Here is a 16717-nt window from a genome sequence, read left to right as displayed (position 1 = left end):
TCTGGGCCAAACCAGAGACGCGCACGGCCTGTTCGGTCAGCAGCGATTACCGGGAGTGGACACGGTCCCGGCGGGCGATACCTTCTTCCCATGCGGCGGTTTTCACCGCCTCGGCGACGCGGTTCACGACGTGCTGGTCGAACACGCTCGGAATCACGTAGTCCGACGTCAGGCTGTCCTCCGCGATGGTATCGGCCACGGCGTGTGCAGCAGCGATCTTCATCCCGTCGGTGACGTCGGTCGCACGGCAATCCAGCACGCCCTTGAACAGCCCCGGAAAGCAGAGCACGTTGTTAATCTGGTTCGGATAGTCGCTCCGTCCCGTCGCCATCACAGCCACATGCGGATACGCCACCTCCGGCATGATTTCCGGACGCGGATTGGCCATCGCAAATACGATGGGATCCCGATTCATCCGCTGCAGATCTTCGATCCCGATGACATCCGGGCCAGACAGGCCGATGAACACATCGGCCCCCTCCATCACCTCCGACAGCGAGCCGGTCTCCCCGTTCGGGTTCGTGACCCGGGCGTACGCGCGCTTGGCCTCATCGAGGTCTTTCCGGCCGTTGTGCACGGCACCCTGACGGTCGACACCGACGATGTTGCCGACGCCCATTTCGTCCAGCATATGGGTGACGGCGGTACCCGCCGCTCCGATGCCCACGATCACGACCTTGAGGTCCTCGAGATCCTTGTCAACGATCTTCAGCGAGTTCAGAAGCGCAGCCACGGCAACAACGGCCGTTCCGTGCTGATCGTCGTGAAAGACCGGGATGTCGAGACGCTCTTTCAGGCGCCGTTCGATCTCGAAGCAGCGGGGTGCCGCGATATCCTCCAGGTTGATCGCCCCGAAGACGGGCGCCATGCGGGCGACGGTTTCCACGAAGGCATCCACGTCGGTTTCATCGACACAGAGAGGAAAGCCGTTGACCCCGGCGAATTCCCGAAGCAGCTGGGCCTTCCCCTCCATTACGGGGATGGCTGCCTTGGGCCCGATGTCGCCCAGACCGAGGACGGCGGTACCGTCGGACACCACGGCGACCGTGTTGCTCTTGATCGTGAGCCGGTGCGCATCCTCCGGGTTGTCCGCAATCGACTCGCACACCCGGGCGACGCCCGGCGTATAGGCCATGGACAACTGGTCGCGGTTCGTGAGCGGCGTTTTGCTCTTAACGTCCAGCTTCCCGCCGAGATGCATCAGAAACGTGCGGTCGGAGACGTTCTGGACGGTCACGCCGTCAATCGAACGGATCTCGTGCACAATCTCCCGAGCGTGGTCGACGGACCGCGCATTAATGGTGATGTCACGGACCATCACGTTCTCATTGGCTCGGACGATATCGATCGCCCCGATGTTGCCGCCGCGTGCGCCGATGGCAGAGGTCACCTCGGCAAGCATGCCCGGACGGTTGGTAATGTCCAGGCGAAGCGTGACGGAGTTGCTGGCGCTGGGGAGATAATCGGGAATGTCGTCCATGAAGGCGTTGAGTCCGTGAAGAGGACGTAGATCCCACCTCGCGTGAGGGGGTAGCTACGATGGAAAAGGGCAAAGCAATTGTCGCCGATATGATTTTGACCGTATTCCGGTCTCCGGCGACACGAACAGTGCGATGGGTGAGACCGGACGCTGTTCGCGAATGCAGGATGAAAGCCGATGGGTAAACCGAATCTTTTCATCCGTCGGCTGTGCCCACCGGTGCATAGAACATGCCGATGCGAAGGCAACGAGGGTGGTGTCTGTGAACCTCGGGTCAACAACCCGGGCAGGGCATCGCAACTATCGGTACACCCAACAGAAAACGGGCGACCCCCGGTGTGGAGATCGCCCGTCTGCATCCGTTCCAGCGTGACAGGGACATGCACATGCCCCGCCTGATGCGCTGTATTTGTACTACGCCTTCTCGTCGAGTTCGGCGAGCGCGGCTTCGATGTCCTCGGCATAGGCATCGCCGATGCCGCTGATCTCGGTGAAGTCATCCGCATACTCGCGGAGGTCGGAGATCGACATCACGCCGGCGTTCTCGAGACGTCCCACCTGGGGAAAGCCGTCCGGGAATCCGGACGTTTCATCGAATGTGGAAGACGCTTCTGCCGCCTCTTCGCCTGCCTCTTCCGCTTCGGCTACGTCGAGCGCATCATCTTCTGCGGCCGCTTCGTCTGCCTGCGCTTCGTCTGCCTGCGCTTCGTCTGCTTCCGCATCGTCTTCGGCTTCCTCGGTAGCCTGCTGAGCAGCCGCTTTCTTCGCGGCGGCTTTCTCCGCGGCCTGCTGGTCGGCGTCGCCACGACGTTCCGCTTCCTGCATCTGCGCCTTGAGATCGGCGAGACCGGAGAGTTCGCCAAGCGTCGTCGGTCCGGAGGTCGAGTCGTCGCCCGAGTCATCCTGGTACTGCTGGACGCTGCGGCGCTCCTCTTGCTTCTTCTTGCGCTCCTCGCGGCGTTCGGCTTCGCGCTCCTGGTGTGCCTCCTGCCGGTCTTTCGCGGTCTCGCTGAGGACGATGTCCTTGCGGGACTTGTCGAACCGGATGACGCGCAGCTCGAGTTCGTCGCCCTGCGCGTAGTGGCTCTGAAAGTCGCGGGGGCCGTTCTTCAGCTCACTGCCCGGAACGAACGCTTCGACGTCGAGCGGAAGCTCCACGACGAGGCCTTTGTCCTCCACGCGGACGACTTCGGCTTCCGTGTCGCTGCCCTCGCTGTAGGCGTCGGCGAACTGATCCCACGGATTCGTCTTGACCTGCTTGTGGCCGAGTGAAATACGCCGGCGTTCCTCGTCGATGTTGAGGATAACGACGTCGAGGTCCTGCCCCTTATTAATCATGTCGCCGGGGTGCCGGACTTTCTTCGTCCACGACAGATCCGAGATGTGGACCAGGCCGTCAATGCCGGGCTCAATCTCAACGAAGACACCGAAGTTGGTGATGTTGCGCACCGTTCCGGTGAGCACCGTGCCGGCGGGATAGCGATCGGAGATGCCGTCCCATGGATCCGGCTGGAGCTGCTTCATACCGAGGGAGATCTTCTTCTCCTCCTCGTCGATATTCAGGATCTTGACGTCCACGAGCTGTCCGAGCGAAACCATCTGGCTCGGATGCTTGATGTGACGCGTCCAGCTCATTTCGCTAATGTGGACGAGTCCCTCGATGCCCTTCTCCAGCTCCACGAAGGCGCCGTAGTTGGTAATCGAGACGACCTTTCCTTCAACCGTTTCGTCCTGGTCGTACTTCTCACTGATGTTATCCCACGGGTGCGGCTGGAGCTGCTTGAGGCCGAGCGAAATACGCTGACGCTCTTCCTCGTAGTCCAGAACCACAACCTCGATTTCCTCGTCGAGATCGACGATCTCGCTCGGGTGCGAGACGCGTCCCCAGGAGAGGTCCGTGATATGCAGCAGGCCGTCAACACCACCGAGATCGATGAAGACGCCGAAGTCGACGATGTTCTTGACCGTGCCGCGAAGCACCTGACCGACCTCAAGCTGCTCGAGAATCTGCTGGCGCTGCTCCTCCAGCTCTTCCTCGATGAGCTCGCGGTGCGAAACAACGATGTTCTCGTTCGACGGATTAAGTTTAACGATCTTAAACTCCATCCGCTTGTCCAGGTACGCGTCAAAATCGCGCACCGGACGTGCGTCGATCTGCGAACCCGGGAGGAACGCCTCCAGATCATCGAACAGTTCGACAATCATGCCGCCCTTGATTCGGCGGACGATCGTTCCTTCGATAATTTCTTCGTTCTCGTAGATCTCTTCAATTCGCTGCCAGCGGCGAACCTTGTCGGCCTTCGCCTTCGACAGGACCAGCTGTCCGTCACGATCTTCCTTCCGCTCGAGATAGACCTCAACAGTGTCACCCGGCTTCAGCTTCCGCGAGAACTCATCCGCGTTGATGATGCCGTCGCTCTTGTACCCGATGTCAATGACGACATCATCGTCGGATACTTTGAGAACGCGCCCCTCGACGATATCCTCTTCACGGACATCAATCGACGTCTGATCAATGAGCTGCCGGAACTGGCTGTATACGGGGTCCTCCTCGCGCTCCCGTTCTTCGGCTTCCAGCTCATCCAGCGAGACGGTCCGACCGAACATCTCGCCGGTGAAGCCCTGCGCCTCCTCCGTGCGCTCGAGCTCGTCCAGAGTCACGGTCTGACCCGGCTCCTTCGTATCAACGAAGTCAATGTCGGCATCGTCGCCTGACGGAATTGCGAAATCCTGAGCGGCGGCTTCGACGGCCTCCTCCAGGATCCGGTGGACCGGACCCACTGGCTCGGGATCCTCTTCGACCTCTTCAGCGGCTTCCGTGTCGGCGGCTTCCGTGTCGGCGGCTTCCGTGTCGGCGGCTTCCGTATCGGCGGCTTCCGTATCGGCGACGCCTCCTTCTACAGCGTCTTCCGCGGGAACCTCCTCCGCCGTTGCGGCGGGTGCGCCGTCCCCTTCCACATCTGCAGCCGGAGCATCGGCGTCGGTCGCAGCAGAGGCTTCCTCGGTTCCCGCCTCCGCTTCCGTCGCGGTCTCGGTTACCGGAGCAGCTTCCGTCTCTTCAGTTGTAGCGGTTTTCTCTTGGTTTTCTGCCATATAGGTTGGTGCGGGATCCGTGCTCGACATCGGTAACGGACGCGTCATTGCATCCGGACGCCGGGCGGGAGACCCCTACAATTCTGGTGCGTTTGTACTTGACGGCGCCTGGTGCTCCATCAAGGACGTTCGTAACGAATAGTGTGTAGGTAGCCGACACCGAAGCGCCTGCAGACCAGGGCTTTCTACGCTCCGACGTTGAGTCGGGCGGCACCGGGCGATCGGGTCGCCGGTCGCGCACGTAGTGACGGCTGGCTTTTCGGGTCGGAATCATGTTGTATTGCGCGAGGCAATCGACGTTCCCCGTTTTTCGGCGAGTTCGCGAAGGGCCCGTGAGTTTCAACCGGCGAACCATCGGTTGCGTGATGCTCCCTCGACAGAGACGATAATCGACGGACGCGATAGTCGACAAATGCTAAGGAAGGACGTGATATGGCCGGTCGGTCATCGGGCCCGGACGAACCTCTCCGAACAACGGATGGCCCCGCCATTCAGCGAGCCTCCACGACAAGACAGGACAGCTTCAACCGATTCGTTCTCAAAGAAACAGACGCGTTGGAGACTCGGGGTTATCGCTGAAGGTGAACGTCCCTCCCATGGCACTCACTCGAGGTGCGATCGAGAGACTCGGCGTAGCGCGTAGACGACGCGCGGGGATGATAAAACGCTCACGGCGATCCTACGGTGACGGCTCACACTCACGCTGTTTCCGCGCGAGCTTCTGCCACGCGGTCGACGACGAAGTCGACCTGCTCATCGATCGTCTGCGTTGTCGTATCCAGTTCAAGCGCGTCTTCGGCGCGCGTCAACGGGGCGATGTCGCGATTCCGATCCGCCTGGTCCCGCTCCTCGATTTCGTGGAGAACCTCTTCAAACGTGGCGTCCTCACCCTGGCGGTGATACTGCTCGAGCCGCCGTCGCGCCCGCTCCCGGGCGTCGGCCACCATGAAGATTTTAACGTCCGCATTCGGAAAAACAACCGTCCCGGTGTCGCGGCCGTCCACGACGATCCCGCCGTGCTTCTCAGCCTGCTCGCGCCCGACGCGACGCTGCGTGTCGAGGAGTTTGTCGCGGACGCTGCGCAGAGCGCTGATCTGGCTGGCCATGTTGCCAACAGTAACGGTGCGGATCGCTCCCGAAACATCATCCCCGTTCAGGAACACACGCATCTCACTCTCCTGGTAGCGGACGTTCACGTGAACGTCCGGGAGGAGCGCTTGCGCGGCGTCGGCCGTTGCTTCCGCGTCGTTGCGGAGAAAAGCGAGGGCAATCGCCCGATACATCGCACCGGTATCGAGATACACGAAGCCGAGCCGCCGGGCCACGGCACGAGCGGTCGTACTTTTCCCGGACCCGGCGGGCCCGTCGATGGTGACGATCACGATGAACTGAAGAGCTTCGTGAGAGATCAGCGGAGAGGTGAACCGCCGTGGGCGGTCCGAAGGCAGACGGAGAACGCGTTGAAGCCGAAGCGGCTAACTGACCCGGCGCGATCGATCGGGCGCAGGAGCGACAAGGCATGCCGAACGGCCCGTGTGCAAACAACGCAGCTACCGGTCGACGGTCTCGCTATTGACGTCCTCGTTGACGATCATGATTTCGTTGGGATACCGGATCGGGCCGATCGCGGTCTGGATCGTCGGACGGGCGCGGAGCTTCACGTTGGTCGGCTCACCCTCCCCACCAAGCGCCAGCGCGAGGTTTACGATCTCCCGTAGATTACCGTCGAAGAAATCGACAAGGTCAAGCTCCATAGAGATTGGAATGTCCGTGGGCTCGCCCGGCGGAATCACAACTTCCCGATCAAACTTCCCGGCAATCGTCTCTTTGTCATCGAGGAAGAGACGCCAGTCGAGTTCCGTAAGACGGGCGTTTTGCCCGTTCTCGGACGGGTTTTGAGCGGCCACATGTACGGTGAAGGCGAGCGGCATTTGTCCGTCCGCGATGGCCGAGCTCAGCCGGAGCATGTCGGCAGCTCCGATGTCATCGTAGCTATCAACGTTCCGAAGAGAGACGCCGGCCAGCCGAGCGTCACTCACGCGGTCGAGGCGAAAATCGACCTGGCGGAGGTTGCTAACCTCACGCAGCGTTTGACAGCCGGACATGAGCAAAGCGATCATCAAACCCAGGCCCGCGATGATAGCGGCTACCGGTATCCGCTTGCGCAAATCTTTCATCAGGAGGAGATATATCGTATGCTGAAAAGGCGGCAGAGTCCGTCCATGCGGCTCTGTCAACTTTACGTCGCCCGTGCCCACCCGCGAGCGCCGTCGTGGTTTCGCCGCTTCACAAAAACCGCGCAAGCGGAATCGGCACGACGGCCGCAGATGCGGCGTTCATGACGATAGGCATCTGGGCGTCCATCCACCCGTGCCCGCTACGCACACATCCCCACACCTGTGCATTCCGACTGTATGCAGAAGCTGTCGCCCGCGGACATACCGCGCCTCTCCCCATCCGACGCCCGTTCGGCCGACGCCCATCCGGTGTCGGTCATCGTTCACAACGTGCGTTCCATCTACAACGTCGGCTCCATGTTTCGAACTGCCGACGGGGGACGCGTGGAGCATATGTATCTGACGGGGTATACCGGGACGCCGGATCACAAGGACCTGCACAAGACCGCGCTCGGCGCGCAGGATGTCGTCCCGTGGTCATCGCACGAGAATGCCAGCGCGGTGGTAGACGACCTTCGCGCTCGCGGCTACACCATCGGCGTCCTCGAGATCACCGACCAGCCGACGCACCCCGCCGAAACCGCGGCGTCGGCCTTTCCGCTTGCTGTGGTGGTTGGAAATGAGGTGACAGGGGTCGACGACGACCTTGTGGCGGCGGCGGATCTTGCGCTCGAGGTCCCGCAGTATGGAATGAAGCACTCGCTGAATGTCGGCGTTGCGTTCGGAATCGCGCTATCGCACCTGATCCGCCGGTATCGGCAGCTTCATGACCTGCCGGATGAAGCCGGCCCGATCACAACAAGGACAGAACTTCCGAATCCCCCCGCTGACGGTACCTGAACCCGTTGCGTCGGCAAGTAGGGCGATCGGCGAACCGTCTTTCGTCCTCCTTGATCATGTGGCGTCTGGTCATGTGGCGTAATATATACAGCGTCCGTCGACGCCGATGCGTATGTTTGCCGGCGGAACCGAATCCTGCCGGTCCCCGTGCCGCCGAATGAAGTGCCTCCCTCCTTGTCCCACCCGCTTCTATCATGAGTCAGCCCCTTGATGACCGGTCCGACATTGGAAAGGCCCCGGACCTTTCCTTCAACGACGACTTTCCGACCGTTTCTACGGAGGCCTGGAAGAAGAAGATCGAGGCTGACCTGCGCGGAAAGCCGTTGGAGCATCTCAACTGGGCGTCTGTCGACGGCGTGACCCTCCGGCCGTTCTACCGGGAGGAAGATCTTGAGGCGTTCGATCATATCGCCGGAATGGCAGACGGGCTTTGCCTCGCCTCGGAGCGCCCGGCTCATGTTACGGCATCGCACGCCTCCGCCGGCAACGCCTGGGCCATCCGCCAGGACATTGCCGATTCCCGACCGGAAGAAGCAGCCCGCCGGGCGGAACGAGCCGTTGCAGGCGGCGCAGAAGAGATTGGCCTTCAGCTTTATTCGCCTCCCCTGCCCGACCATAGGTCGTCCGGAACCAACGGCATTCGGATCGCATCCGCGGATGACATTGCCACAGTGCTCGCCCCGCTGGACGCCGCCTGCACGGCGATCCACCTGTGCGGCGGACCGCTTGCCGCGGTCGTCGTGCCAGACCTCCTGTCCTGTGCCCGTACACAGGGCACGGACGAAGAAATCAAGGGCAGCGTCGGCTTCGACCCGATCGGCAGCCTGGCAACCGGCCACATGGCCGACCCAACGCTGGCTTTCCGTCTCGCAGTCGATACGATCGAAGCGAGCGCCGACGCGTCCGGATTGCGCACGCTGATGGTGGATGCCCGGCCCTATCACGACGCCGGGGCATCAGCCGTGCAGGAGTTGGCGTACACCATCGCCGCCCTGTCGGAATCGCTGGATCAGGTCACGGAACGGGGCGTCGAGCTCGCGGAGGCCATTCGCCGGCTTCATGTCGCCGTGCCGGTCGACACGTCGTACTTCATCGAAATCGGCAAGCTTCGCGCGCTGCGGCTCCTCGCGACGAAGGTGGTGAACACGTTCGCCAAAGCATCAGGCAACGCATCAACTGTCGACCCGTCCGATCTTCACCTTCAGGCGCACACGTCCCGACGGACGCAGACGGTCTACGGAGCCCACGTCAACATGCTGCGGGGCACGACCGAGGGGGCCGCGGCCGTCATCGGCGGGTGCGACGTTCTCACCATCGCACCGTTCGATGAGGCATTCAGCCAGCCGTCCGACTTTTCAGCACGCCTCTCACGCAACACGCAACTCATCCTCCGGCACGAGAGCCACCTCGATCAGGTGGCCGACCCGGCAGCCGGGTCGTACTATATAGAGGCAGTGACCGACGCCCTCATCAACGAGGCGTGGCCGCTGTTTCAGTCCATTGAAGACAACGGAGGCCTGCTGACCGCTATGGCCGCGGGAACGGTGGCGGCTGACATCAAGGAGGTTCGTAACGAGCGCCGTGCCCGCCTGAACCGTCGCGGGCACGTCCTCGTCGGCACCACCCATTATCCCGACACCGCTGAGGACCGCCTGTCCGATGTGAACACGAGGGGTCCAGGCATACCGGACGGAATCTCGCCGGCGCCCGATGCCGACCAATCGGACACAGACGGCACCCCGATTCCAGCGGTTTCCGCCGCCTCGGTGCTGTCGCCGCTCCGGGAGGCGTGGACGGACGGAGGACGCCTGCGGGACATCGTCGCCTCTCTGGCGGCCCCGCCGGCCGGCGGGGATCCTCATGTAGCAGCCCTACCCTCCGTGCGCCTGAGTCGCCCGTTCGAACGGTTGCGACTCCGGGTCGAGGCGTACACGGATCGAACCGGCCGACGCCCGACCGCCCTCCTCGCACCTGTCGGACCGGCCCGGTATCGCAGTGCCCGGGCGACCTTTGCCCAGAACTTCCTCGGGGTCGCCGGCCTCCGCATCGTGTCGCCGCTATCCTTCGACGACGCGGACGCCGCGGCGACCGCCGCCGTGGATGAGGGCGCCGATGTCGTCGTCGCCTGCAGCAGCGACGAAACGTACGCCGAGTTCGTCCCCGATCTGCGCGCCGCGCTCGACGCGGCCGATTCCCGCGCCCTGCTGGTTGTCGCAGGCACCCGCGATGACCTGGATCCCGCCGTTCGGTCAAACGCTGATACATTCGTTCACCGGCGGGCTCCCCTGCTCGACACCCTTGAGTCCGTCGTCCAGGATCTCGGCATTGACCCGTCTGCCTGACTCTATCTCGTCGCCCCGACTGCCTCCGCCGATCTAACCCGTCCGCCATGCGACCCGATTTTTCGTCCGTCGACGCCCCGTCCGCCAGCTCCCACATCAACGGGTCTCCATCCGTTTCCGAGAATGCCTGGCGTACGCCGGAGCAGATCGATGTATCTGCCACCTACGACGCTACCTCCCTCGACGGCCTCGACCACCTGCAGTACGCAGCCGGACTCCCGCCGTATCTTCGGGGCCCGTACAGCACGATGTACAACTTCCGTCCTTGGACGATTCGGCAGTATGCCGGCTTCTCGACGGCTGAGGAATCCAATGCCTTCTATCGGAAAGCGCTCGCCAGCGGCCAGAAAGGGCTGTCCGTTGCCTTCGATCTGGCCACGCACCGCGGGTACGACTCCGACCACGAGCGTGTGCGCGGGGACGTCGGCAAGGCCGGTGTCGCCGTCGATACCGTGGAAGACATGAAGACGCTCTTCGACGGGATTCCGCTGGACGAAATGTCGGTCTCGATGACGATGAACGGGGCGGTGCTGCCCGTGATGGCGTTCTACATCGTCGCGGCCGAAGAACAGGGGGGGTCGCATGAGCAACTGAGCGGCACCATACAGAACGACATCCTGAAGGAGTTCATGGTGCGGAATACGTACATTTACCCGCCCGGGCCGTCGATGCGCATTATCGGGGACATCTTCGCCTACTGCAGCCGCGAGATGCCACGTTTCAACGCCATCAGTGTGAGCGGCTACCACATGCACGAGGCCGGCGCCCCGGCCGACATTGAACTGGCCTACACGCTGGCCGATGGGCTGGAGTACCTCCGTACGGGCATCGAGGCCGGTCTTGACGTGGATGATTTTGCCCCGCGCGTGTCCTTCTTCTGGGCGATCGGCATGAACCACTTCATGGAAATCGCGAAGATGCGCGCAGGCCGCATGCTGTGGGCGAAGCTGGTCAAGCGCTTCGATCCGGAAAACCCGAAGTCGATGGCGCTGCGGACGCACTGTCAGACGTCGGGGTACAGCCTGGCCGAGCAGGACCCCTACAACAATGTCGTGCGCACGACCGTCGAGGCGCTGGCTGCCGGACTCGGCCACACCCAGTCGCTGCACACCAACGCCCTGGACGAAGCCATTGCCCTGCCGAGTGAATTCGCCGCTCGCATCGCCCGCAATACGCAGCTATACCTGCAGGAGGAGACGGACATCACGCGGGCGATCGACCCCTGGGCAGGATCCTACTATGTGGAAAAGCTGACCGATGACCTCGCCCGTCGCGCCTGGGCACTCATTCAGGAGGTCGAGGACGAGGGCGGCATGACGCGAGCGATCGAGCAGGGACTACCCAAGCTACGCATTGAGGAGGCTGCAGCCCGCAAACAGGCGCGCATCGACACCGGCAAGGAAACGGTCGTAGGTGTGAACCGCTTTCGGACCGCGGACGAAGAGCCGATCGACACGCTCGAGATCGACAACGAGGAGGTGCGCCGCCAGCAGGTCCGGCAGCTGGAGCGCATACGTGAGGAGCGTGACGAGGCCGCCGTCCGGAATGCGCTCGGGGCCGTCACGAAAGCGGCAGAGACCGGCGACGGGAATCTCCTTCAGCGGGCGGTTCAGGCCGCACGCCACCGGGCGACGTTAGGCGAAATCTCCGATGCCATGGAGAACGTCTTCGGTCGCCACACCGCGCAGACGCAGACGGTGACCGGCGTGTACGCTGCTGAGGCGGGCGCAGACGATTCGTTCGAGGAGGCCCGACACAAAGCCGATCGCTTTGCGGAAATAGCGGGCCGCAGACCTCGTATCATGGTTGCCAAGATGGGTCAGGATGGACACGACCGGGGCGCGAAGGTCATCGCAACATCCTTCGCCGACCTCGGCTTTGACGTCGATGTCGGTCCTCTCTTCCAGACGCCGAAGGAGGCCGCATGCCAGGCCGTGGAGAACGACGTTCACATCCTCGGGATCTCCAGTCTCGCCGGCGGGCATAAAACTCTGGTTCCGGAGGTGATCGACGCGCTTCGCGACTTCGGCCGTGACGACATTCTCGTCATCGTGGGCGGCGTGATTCCGCACCAGGATTACGACTTCCTCTACAACCGGGGCGTCACCGGCGTCTTCGGGCCGGGAACCGTCATTTCCGAAGCGGCCGCGCAGATTCTGGATGTCATGATCGACCGGGAGAGCGAGGAACCGATCGAAAACGCCGGATAGCCTTTCATCGTGCGATCGCCCTCGAACACGTCGAGCACCACGAGGCGACCATCGATCCAGACGACGGCACCCCTGGGTTCGTCGCATCCTCCGGGAATCCCCGCTGGAGGAAAGCATTGATGGCCCGCTTGTCCGTGTGTCACGACAACGGGACGATCGACCTCCTCTCTGGGATTTTCCCTCCCCATCCTCTTCATCGACTGGCTGGCCCGTATGGCCCCATCGAACCTGAATCCGAATCTGTCTGCCTCAACCGGGCCGTCGCAGCGGCTGAGCCCGGACGCCTATGTGAATGGCGTCCTGAGCGGCGACCGGATGGTGCTCAGCCGGGCCATCACGTTGATTGAAAGCACGCGCGACCGGGATCGGCGCCTGGCGCGCGAGGTCCTGAATCGACTGCTTCCTCAGGCCGGGGGCTCCGTCCGCGTAGGAATTACGGGCGTACCCGGTGCGGGGAAATCCACGTTTATTGAGACGCTCGGGATGCGCCTGGTCGACAACGACGGACGCCTGGCCGTGCTCGCCATCGACCCCAGTAGCGAGCGGACGCATGGCAGCATTCTCGGGGATAAGACACGGATGGCGAGACTCGCGCAAGACGAGCACGTCTATATCCGCCCCTCCCCGACGAGCGGCTCGCTCGGGGGCGTCGCCCGGAAAACACGCGAGACGATCATGCTCTGCGAGGCAGCCGGTTACGACACCATCTTCGTCGAAACCGTCGGCGTCGGGCAGTCCGAAATCACTGTGCACTCCATGGTAGACGTTTTTCTCCTTCTCGGCATCGCCGGTGCCGGCGACGAACTGCAGGGGATCAAGCGCGGAATTGTCGAAATGGCTGACATCATCGCCATCAACAAGGCCGACGGCGAGAACGTCCGACCGGCAGAACGGGCCCGGCGGCAGTACGCGAACGCACTGGACCTATTCCCGCCGACGGAGTCTGGCTGGGTGCCGCCGGTCCTCACCTGCTCCGCAGAAACCGGCGCAGGCATCGATGAGGTCTGGCAGGCCGTTCAAGAGTACGTTCATCAGGCGCGGTCGAGCGGATATTTCGAGACGCAGCGGCGACGCCAGGCCCGCTACTGGATGCGACAAACGATCGAACACCGACTGATGGAAGACTTTTTCGGCCACGAGTGCGTGCGGAGCCAGATCGATGACATCGAACAGCACGTACTGGAGGGGCAACTCAGTTCGTTTGCCGCCGCAGACCAGTTGCTCGAGGCCTACCTGGGTGCGAAACGAAAGGACGAAAACGATTGACGAATCCCATCACACGAGACCATCCGGCCCGATCCACGGCTTCCGTCACAGGACGATGGAACGCCGTGTTAACATTAGCATAATATAAAGAAATCGAGGACGTTCCGATTGGATCGATCCTCGTGACACGATGCGCGATGTATGTTGAGGTGCCGCCATGCTGAGATCTACCACGTTCACGATTCTACTATTGGCTTGCTTTCTACTCCTCGGCGGGTGCACGTCGACGCAGCAGACGGCCGCTCGAGGCAACTCAAACGAGGTCCTGGGCACCTGGAAGTATCGCGCCATGGCGGGATCGGACGTTCTGGATGAAGGCGTCATTCGCATTTCTATGGTGCAGGGCCGGCTGCAGGGAACGCTGCGCGACCGGCGCATCGGCACCGTGCCGGTCGACGTCAGCTACCGAGGGCAACGACTTGAGCTGGATCTGGACGAGATTCGGATTTACGGTCGCGTCCAGAACGACGAGTATACCGCGTACTACGAACGGCCGATCTGGGACGTCACCACGTCACAGAATTTCCGCCATCGCGGCTCCTCCGATCGAATCAACGGTTCCCTCTCTGCACGGCGTGTGCACAGCACCGGCTACTACGAACCGAACGTTGATCTTGGCTGCGACCCGCTGACGATCGAAGCCGAGAAGCACTGCCGATAGCGACACACCGGACATCGCCCGAGTCGTCGGGCCTCCATGCTCCTTCCTCGATCCGCCGGGCCTGTCCCCCGGCGGATCATTTTTTTACGCGTTCGTACAACACGCTCACCACTGGCGGCGTACGTCTATGCCGTCAAGGAATTGTCCATCGACCGCTTGTTTCACCGAAGGTGCCGCCCGCAGTGACCGACTCGAACGCTCCCGCCTCGGAGCCCAGAAACTACATTCGCGACATCATTGACGAAGACCTGAAGCAGGGCCGCCATGGCGACCGGGTTGTGACACGCTTCCCCCCGGAGCCGAACGGGTATCTCCACATTGGTCACGCCAAATCGATCGTGCTCAACTTCGGTATCAAGCGGGACTACGCGGATCGGGCCGACACGCGTTGCCACCTTCGGTTTGACGACACGAACCCGGAGACGGAGTCGGTGGAGTATGTCGAGTCCATCAAGGAGGCCGTACGCTGGCTCGGTTACGACTGGGACGAGCATCTCTATCATGCGTCGGACTACTTCGAGCAGTTCTACGACTTCGCCGTTGTGCTCATTGAGAAAGGTCTGGCGTACGTCGACAGCCTCGACGAGGCCGAAATCCGCGAATATCGGGGCACGGTCAATGAACCCGGCAAAGAGTCGCCATATCGCGACCGGTCCGTTGAGGAGAATCTCGCTCTTTTCCGCCGCATGCGTGAGGGCGAGTTTGAGGACGGGGAGCACGTTCTCCGGGCGAAGATCGACATGGCGTCGCCGCACATGATCATGCGCGACCCGCTCCTCTTTCGCATCAAGCACGCGCATCATTACCGGCGGGGAGATACGTGGTGCATTTATCCGATGTACGACTTCGCCCATCCCCTCGAGGACGCCATTGAAGACGTCACACACTCGCTCTGCACCCTCGAGTTCGACAACAACCGCCGGGTGTACGACTGGGTGCTCGAAAACTGCCTCGACCCCGATGACGTCGACAACCGGCCGCACCAGTACGAGTTTGCGCGGCTGAACCTGACGTACACGGTCATGAGCAAGCGCAAGCTGCTCCAGCTCGTGGAAGAAGGCCAAGTCGATGGATGGGACGATCCGCGACTGCCTACCATCTTCGGGATGCGACGTCGCGGCATCACGCCGGACGCCATCAAGACGTTCTGCCGGGACGTCGGCGTCACCCGGACGGAGAGCCGCGTCGAGATTGCTCAGTTCGAGCACGCCATTCGGGACGACCTAAATGAAAAGGCTCCGCGTGTGATGGCGGTGCTCGACCCGCTTAAGGTCGTCGTCACAAACATGGACGAGGGGACCGAGCACCTGGAGGCAAACCACTGGCCGCGCGACATCGACCGCGAGCAGATGCGACCGGTCCCCTTCTCGAAGGAATTGTACATCGAGCGAGACGACTTCCGGGAAGATCCGCCGGACGACTTCATCCGCCTCGCACCAGGCCGGGAGGTGCGCCTGCGCTACGGCTACTTTTTCACGTGCGAGGAGGTCGTCCACGCAGCGGACGGCTCGGTCGCTGAACTCCGCGGGACGATTGATCCAGAGACACGAGACGGGACCGCCCCCGACGGCCGTTCGCCCGTAGGTACGATTCACTGGGTCTCAGCCGATCACGGCGTTCCGTTCGAGGCGCGCCTGTACGACCGGCTGTTCGACATTCCCGCACCCGACGACGGGGAAACCGACTTTCGCGAGCACCTCAACGACGGGTCGCTCGTCGTACAGACCGGGTACGTCGAACCCAGCATTCGCGACTTTTCGAACGACCAGCGCCTTCAGTTCGAACGCAACGGCTACTTCTGGCAGGACCCGTCAGACTCCAGAGACGACCGGCTCGTGTTCAATCAGATCGTCCCGCTGCGCGACGCGTGGGCCGAGGACGATAATACGGTCGACCTTGAGGACAAACGCCGCGAAAAAGAGCGGCAGAAACGCCTCAATCGGGAGAAATCGATCGCGAACAAGAAGGACCACGCAGAGACGCTGGATGAGCATGAACGGGATCGGTTCGTCAGCTACCGGGATGCGCGAGGGCTGAGCTCGGATGATGCCGCGATCATAGCAGGACGCGACGATCTATCCACCCTGTTTGAAACTGTTGTCGACCTCGGCTCCGATGCCCAGCTCGCGGCAAACTGGATCGTCAACGAACTTCTGGCCTTGGCGAAGGCGCGCCCCGTCGCCGACCTGCCGTTCAACGCGGACGACTTTGCACGCCTCCTGAATCTGATTGCGGAGGACGAGGTGTCCAGCTCCGGCGGGCGCACCGTTCTCGAGGTGCTGGCCGAGGAGGGCGGCGATCCCGAGACCATCGTGGATCGCAAGAATCTCCGGCAGATCGATGACACGGACCAGCTGCGTGCCGTCGTCAAAACGGTCGTGGAAGACCATCCCGAAGAGACGGAACGCTACCGGGACGGCAAGAAAGGGCTCGTCGGCTTCTTTATGGGCCAGGTCATGCAACGAACGCAGGGAAGCGCCAACCCTGAAAAAGCGCGCGAGCTTCTGCAGGAAGAACTCGCCGGTTGAGCCGCATCCACGCCCTCCCCCGACCCCGTTCTGCGAAAAAAAGGGATGCGCCTCCTTGTGTTGGAGGCGCATCCCTCTTCATGTGGCAGAAATGTGCAGGGTCGTCCATCGCGCTGCCGG

10 protein-coding genes are annotated in these 16717 nt (G+C 62.3%); 6 read left to right on the top strand and 4 right to left on the bottom strand.

Translation table 11 applies throughout. The annotated features are described in order from the left end of the window. Positions 1–46: 46 nt before the first annotated feature. From ACFCU0_RS06260 to ACFCU0_RS06245, 4 genes are all read right to left on the bottom strand, one after another. On the bottom strand, positions 47–1480 hold the full coding sequence (locus tag ACFCU0_RS06260; protein WP_434972805.1) for an NAD-dependent malic enzyme: 1434 nt from the start codon (positions 1478–1480) through the stop codon (positions 47–49). A 414-nt stretch (positions 1481–1894) separates the two neighbouring features. After that, a complete protein-coding gene (gene rpsA, locus ACFCU0_RS06255; protein WP_434972804.1) occupies positions 1895–4573 on the bottom strand; it encodes a 30S ribosomal protein S1 in 2679 nt (892 codons plus the stop codon). A 698-nt stretch (positions 4574–5271) separates the two neighbouring features. Beyond that, positions 5272–5955 carry a (d)CMP kinase gene (cmk, locus tag ACFCU0_RS06250; protein WP_434972803.1) on the bottom strand — a complete coding sequence of 228 codons (684 nt, stop codon included), beginning with the start codon at positions 5953–5955 and terminating at the stop codon, positions 5272–5274. A gap of 168 nt (positions 5956–6123) precedes the next feature. Next, positions 6124–6678 (bottom strand): LEA type 2 family protein, encoded by a 555-nt coding sequence (locus ACFCU0_RS06245; RefSeq protein WP_434972802.1) that lies wholly within the window; start codon positions 6676–6678, stop codon positions 6124–6126. A gap of 309 nt (positions 6679–6987) precedes the next feature. Between ACFCU0_RS06245 and ACFCU0_RS06240 the strand changes: the two genes are divergently transcribed. The 6 genes from ACFCU0_RS06240 (at position 6988) to ACFCU0_RS06215 (ending at position 16597) form a co-directional block, all read left to right on the top strand. After that, the gene (locus ACFCU0_RS06240; RefSeq protein ID WP_434972801.1) at positions 6988–7590 is read left to right on the top strand and encodes a TrmH family RNA methyltransferase; all 603 of its coding nucleotides are present in this window, start codon (positions 6988–6990) and stop codon (positions 7588–7590) included. A 194-nt stretch (positions 7591–7784) separates the two neighbouring features. After that, a complete protein-coding gene (locus ACFCU0_RS06235) occupies positions 7785–9932 on the top strand; it encodes a methylmalonyl-CoA mutase family protein (protein ID WP_434972800.1) in 2148 nt (715 codons plus the stop codon). 47 nt (positions 9933–9979) lie between these two features. Next, positions 9980–12142: a methylmalonyl-CoA mutase gene (gene scpA, locus ACFCU0_RS06230; RefSeq protein WP_434972799.1), complete on the top strand. Its 2163-nt coding sequence runs from the start codon at positions 9980–9982 to the stop codon at positions 12140–12142. Between the two features lie 213 nt (positions 12143–12355). Further along, positions 12356–13408 carry a methylmalonyl Co-A mutase-associated GTPase MeaB gene (gene meaB / locus ACFCU0_RS06225; protein WP_434972798.1) on the top strand — a complete coding sequence of 351 codons (1053 nt, stop codon included), beginning with the start codon at positions 12356–12358 and terminating at the stop codon, positions 13406–13408. A 157-nt stretch (positions 13409–13565) separates the two neighbouring features. Then, a complete protein-coding gene (locus ACFCU0_RS06220) occupies positions 13566–14069 on the top strand; it encodes a hypothetical protein (RefSeq protein WP_434972797.1) in 504 nt (167 codons plus the stop codon). A gap of 182 nt (positions 14070–14251) precedes the next feature. Beyond that, the gene (locus ACFCU0_RS06215; protein WP_434972796.1) at positions 14252–16597 is read left to right on the top strand and encodes a glutamine--tRNA ligase/YqeY domain fusion protein; all 2346 of its coding nucleotides are present in this window, start codon (positions 14252–14254) and stop codon (positions 16595–16597) included. Positions 16598–16717: the final 120 nt, after the last annotated feature.

Origin of the sequence: Longibacter sp., from assembly GCF_051155795.1 — a bacterium.
Lineage (GTDB): Bacteria > Bacteroidota > Rhodothermia > Rhodothermales > Salinibacteraceae > Longibacter.
This window is presented reverse-complemented; position numbering and strand designations above follow the sequence as displayed.

What these genes read in the sequence shown, in the direction of transcription:
- ACFCU0_RS06260 (WP_434972805.1), bottom strand. Translation starts at nt 1,480, where the DNA reads ATGGACGACATTCCCGATTATCTCCCCAGCGCCAGCAACTCCGTCACG.
- rpsA (WP_434972804.1), bottom strand. Translation starts at nt 4,573, where the DNA reads ATGGCAGAAAACCAAGAGAAAACCGCTACAACTGAAGAGACGGAAGCT.
- ACFCU0_RS06245 (WP_434972802.1), bottom strand. Translation starts at nt 6,678, where the DNA reads ATGTCCGGCTGTCAAACGCTGCGTGAGGTTAGCAACCTCCGCCAGGTC.
- ACFCU0_RS06240 (WP_434972801.1), top strand. Translation starts at nt 6,988, where the DNA reads ATGCAGAAGCTGTCGCCCGCGGACATACCGCGCCTCTCCCCATCCGAC.
- ACFCU0_RS06235 (WP_434972800.1), top strand. Translation starts at nt 7,785, where the DNA reads ATGAGTCAGCCCCTTGATGACCGGTCCGACATTGGAAAGGCCCCGGAC.
- scpA (WP_434972799.1), top strand. Translation starts at nt 9,980, where the DNA reads ATGCGACCCGATTTTTCGTCCGTCGACGCCCCGTCCGCCAGCTCCCAC.
- meaB (WP_434972798.1), top strand. Translation starts at nt 12,356, where the DNA reads ATGGCCCCATCGAACCTGAATCCGAATCTGTCTGCCTCAACCGGGCCG.
- ACFCU0_RS06220 (WP_434972797.1), top strand. Translation starts at nt 13,566, where the DNA reads ATGCTGAGATCTACCACGTTCACGATTCTACTATTGGCTTGCTTTCTA.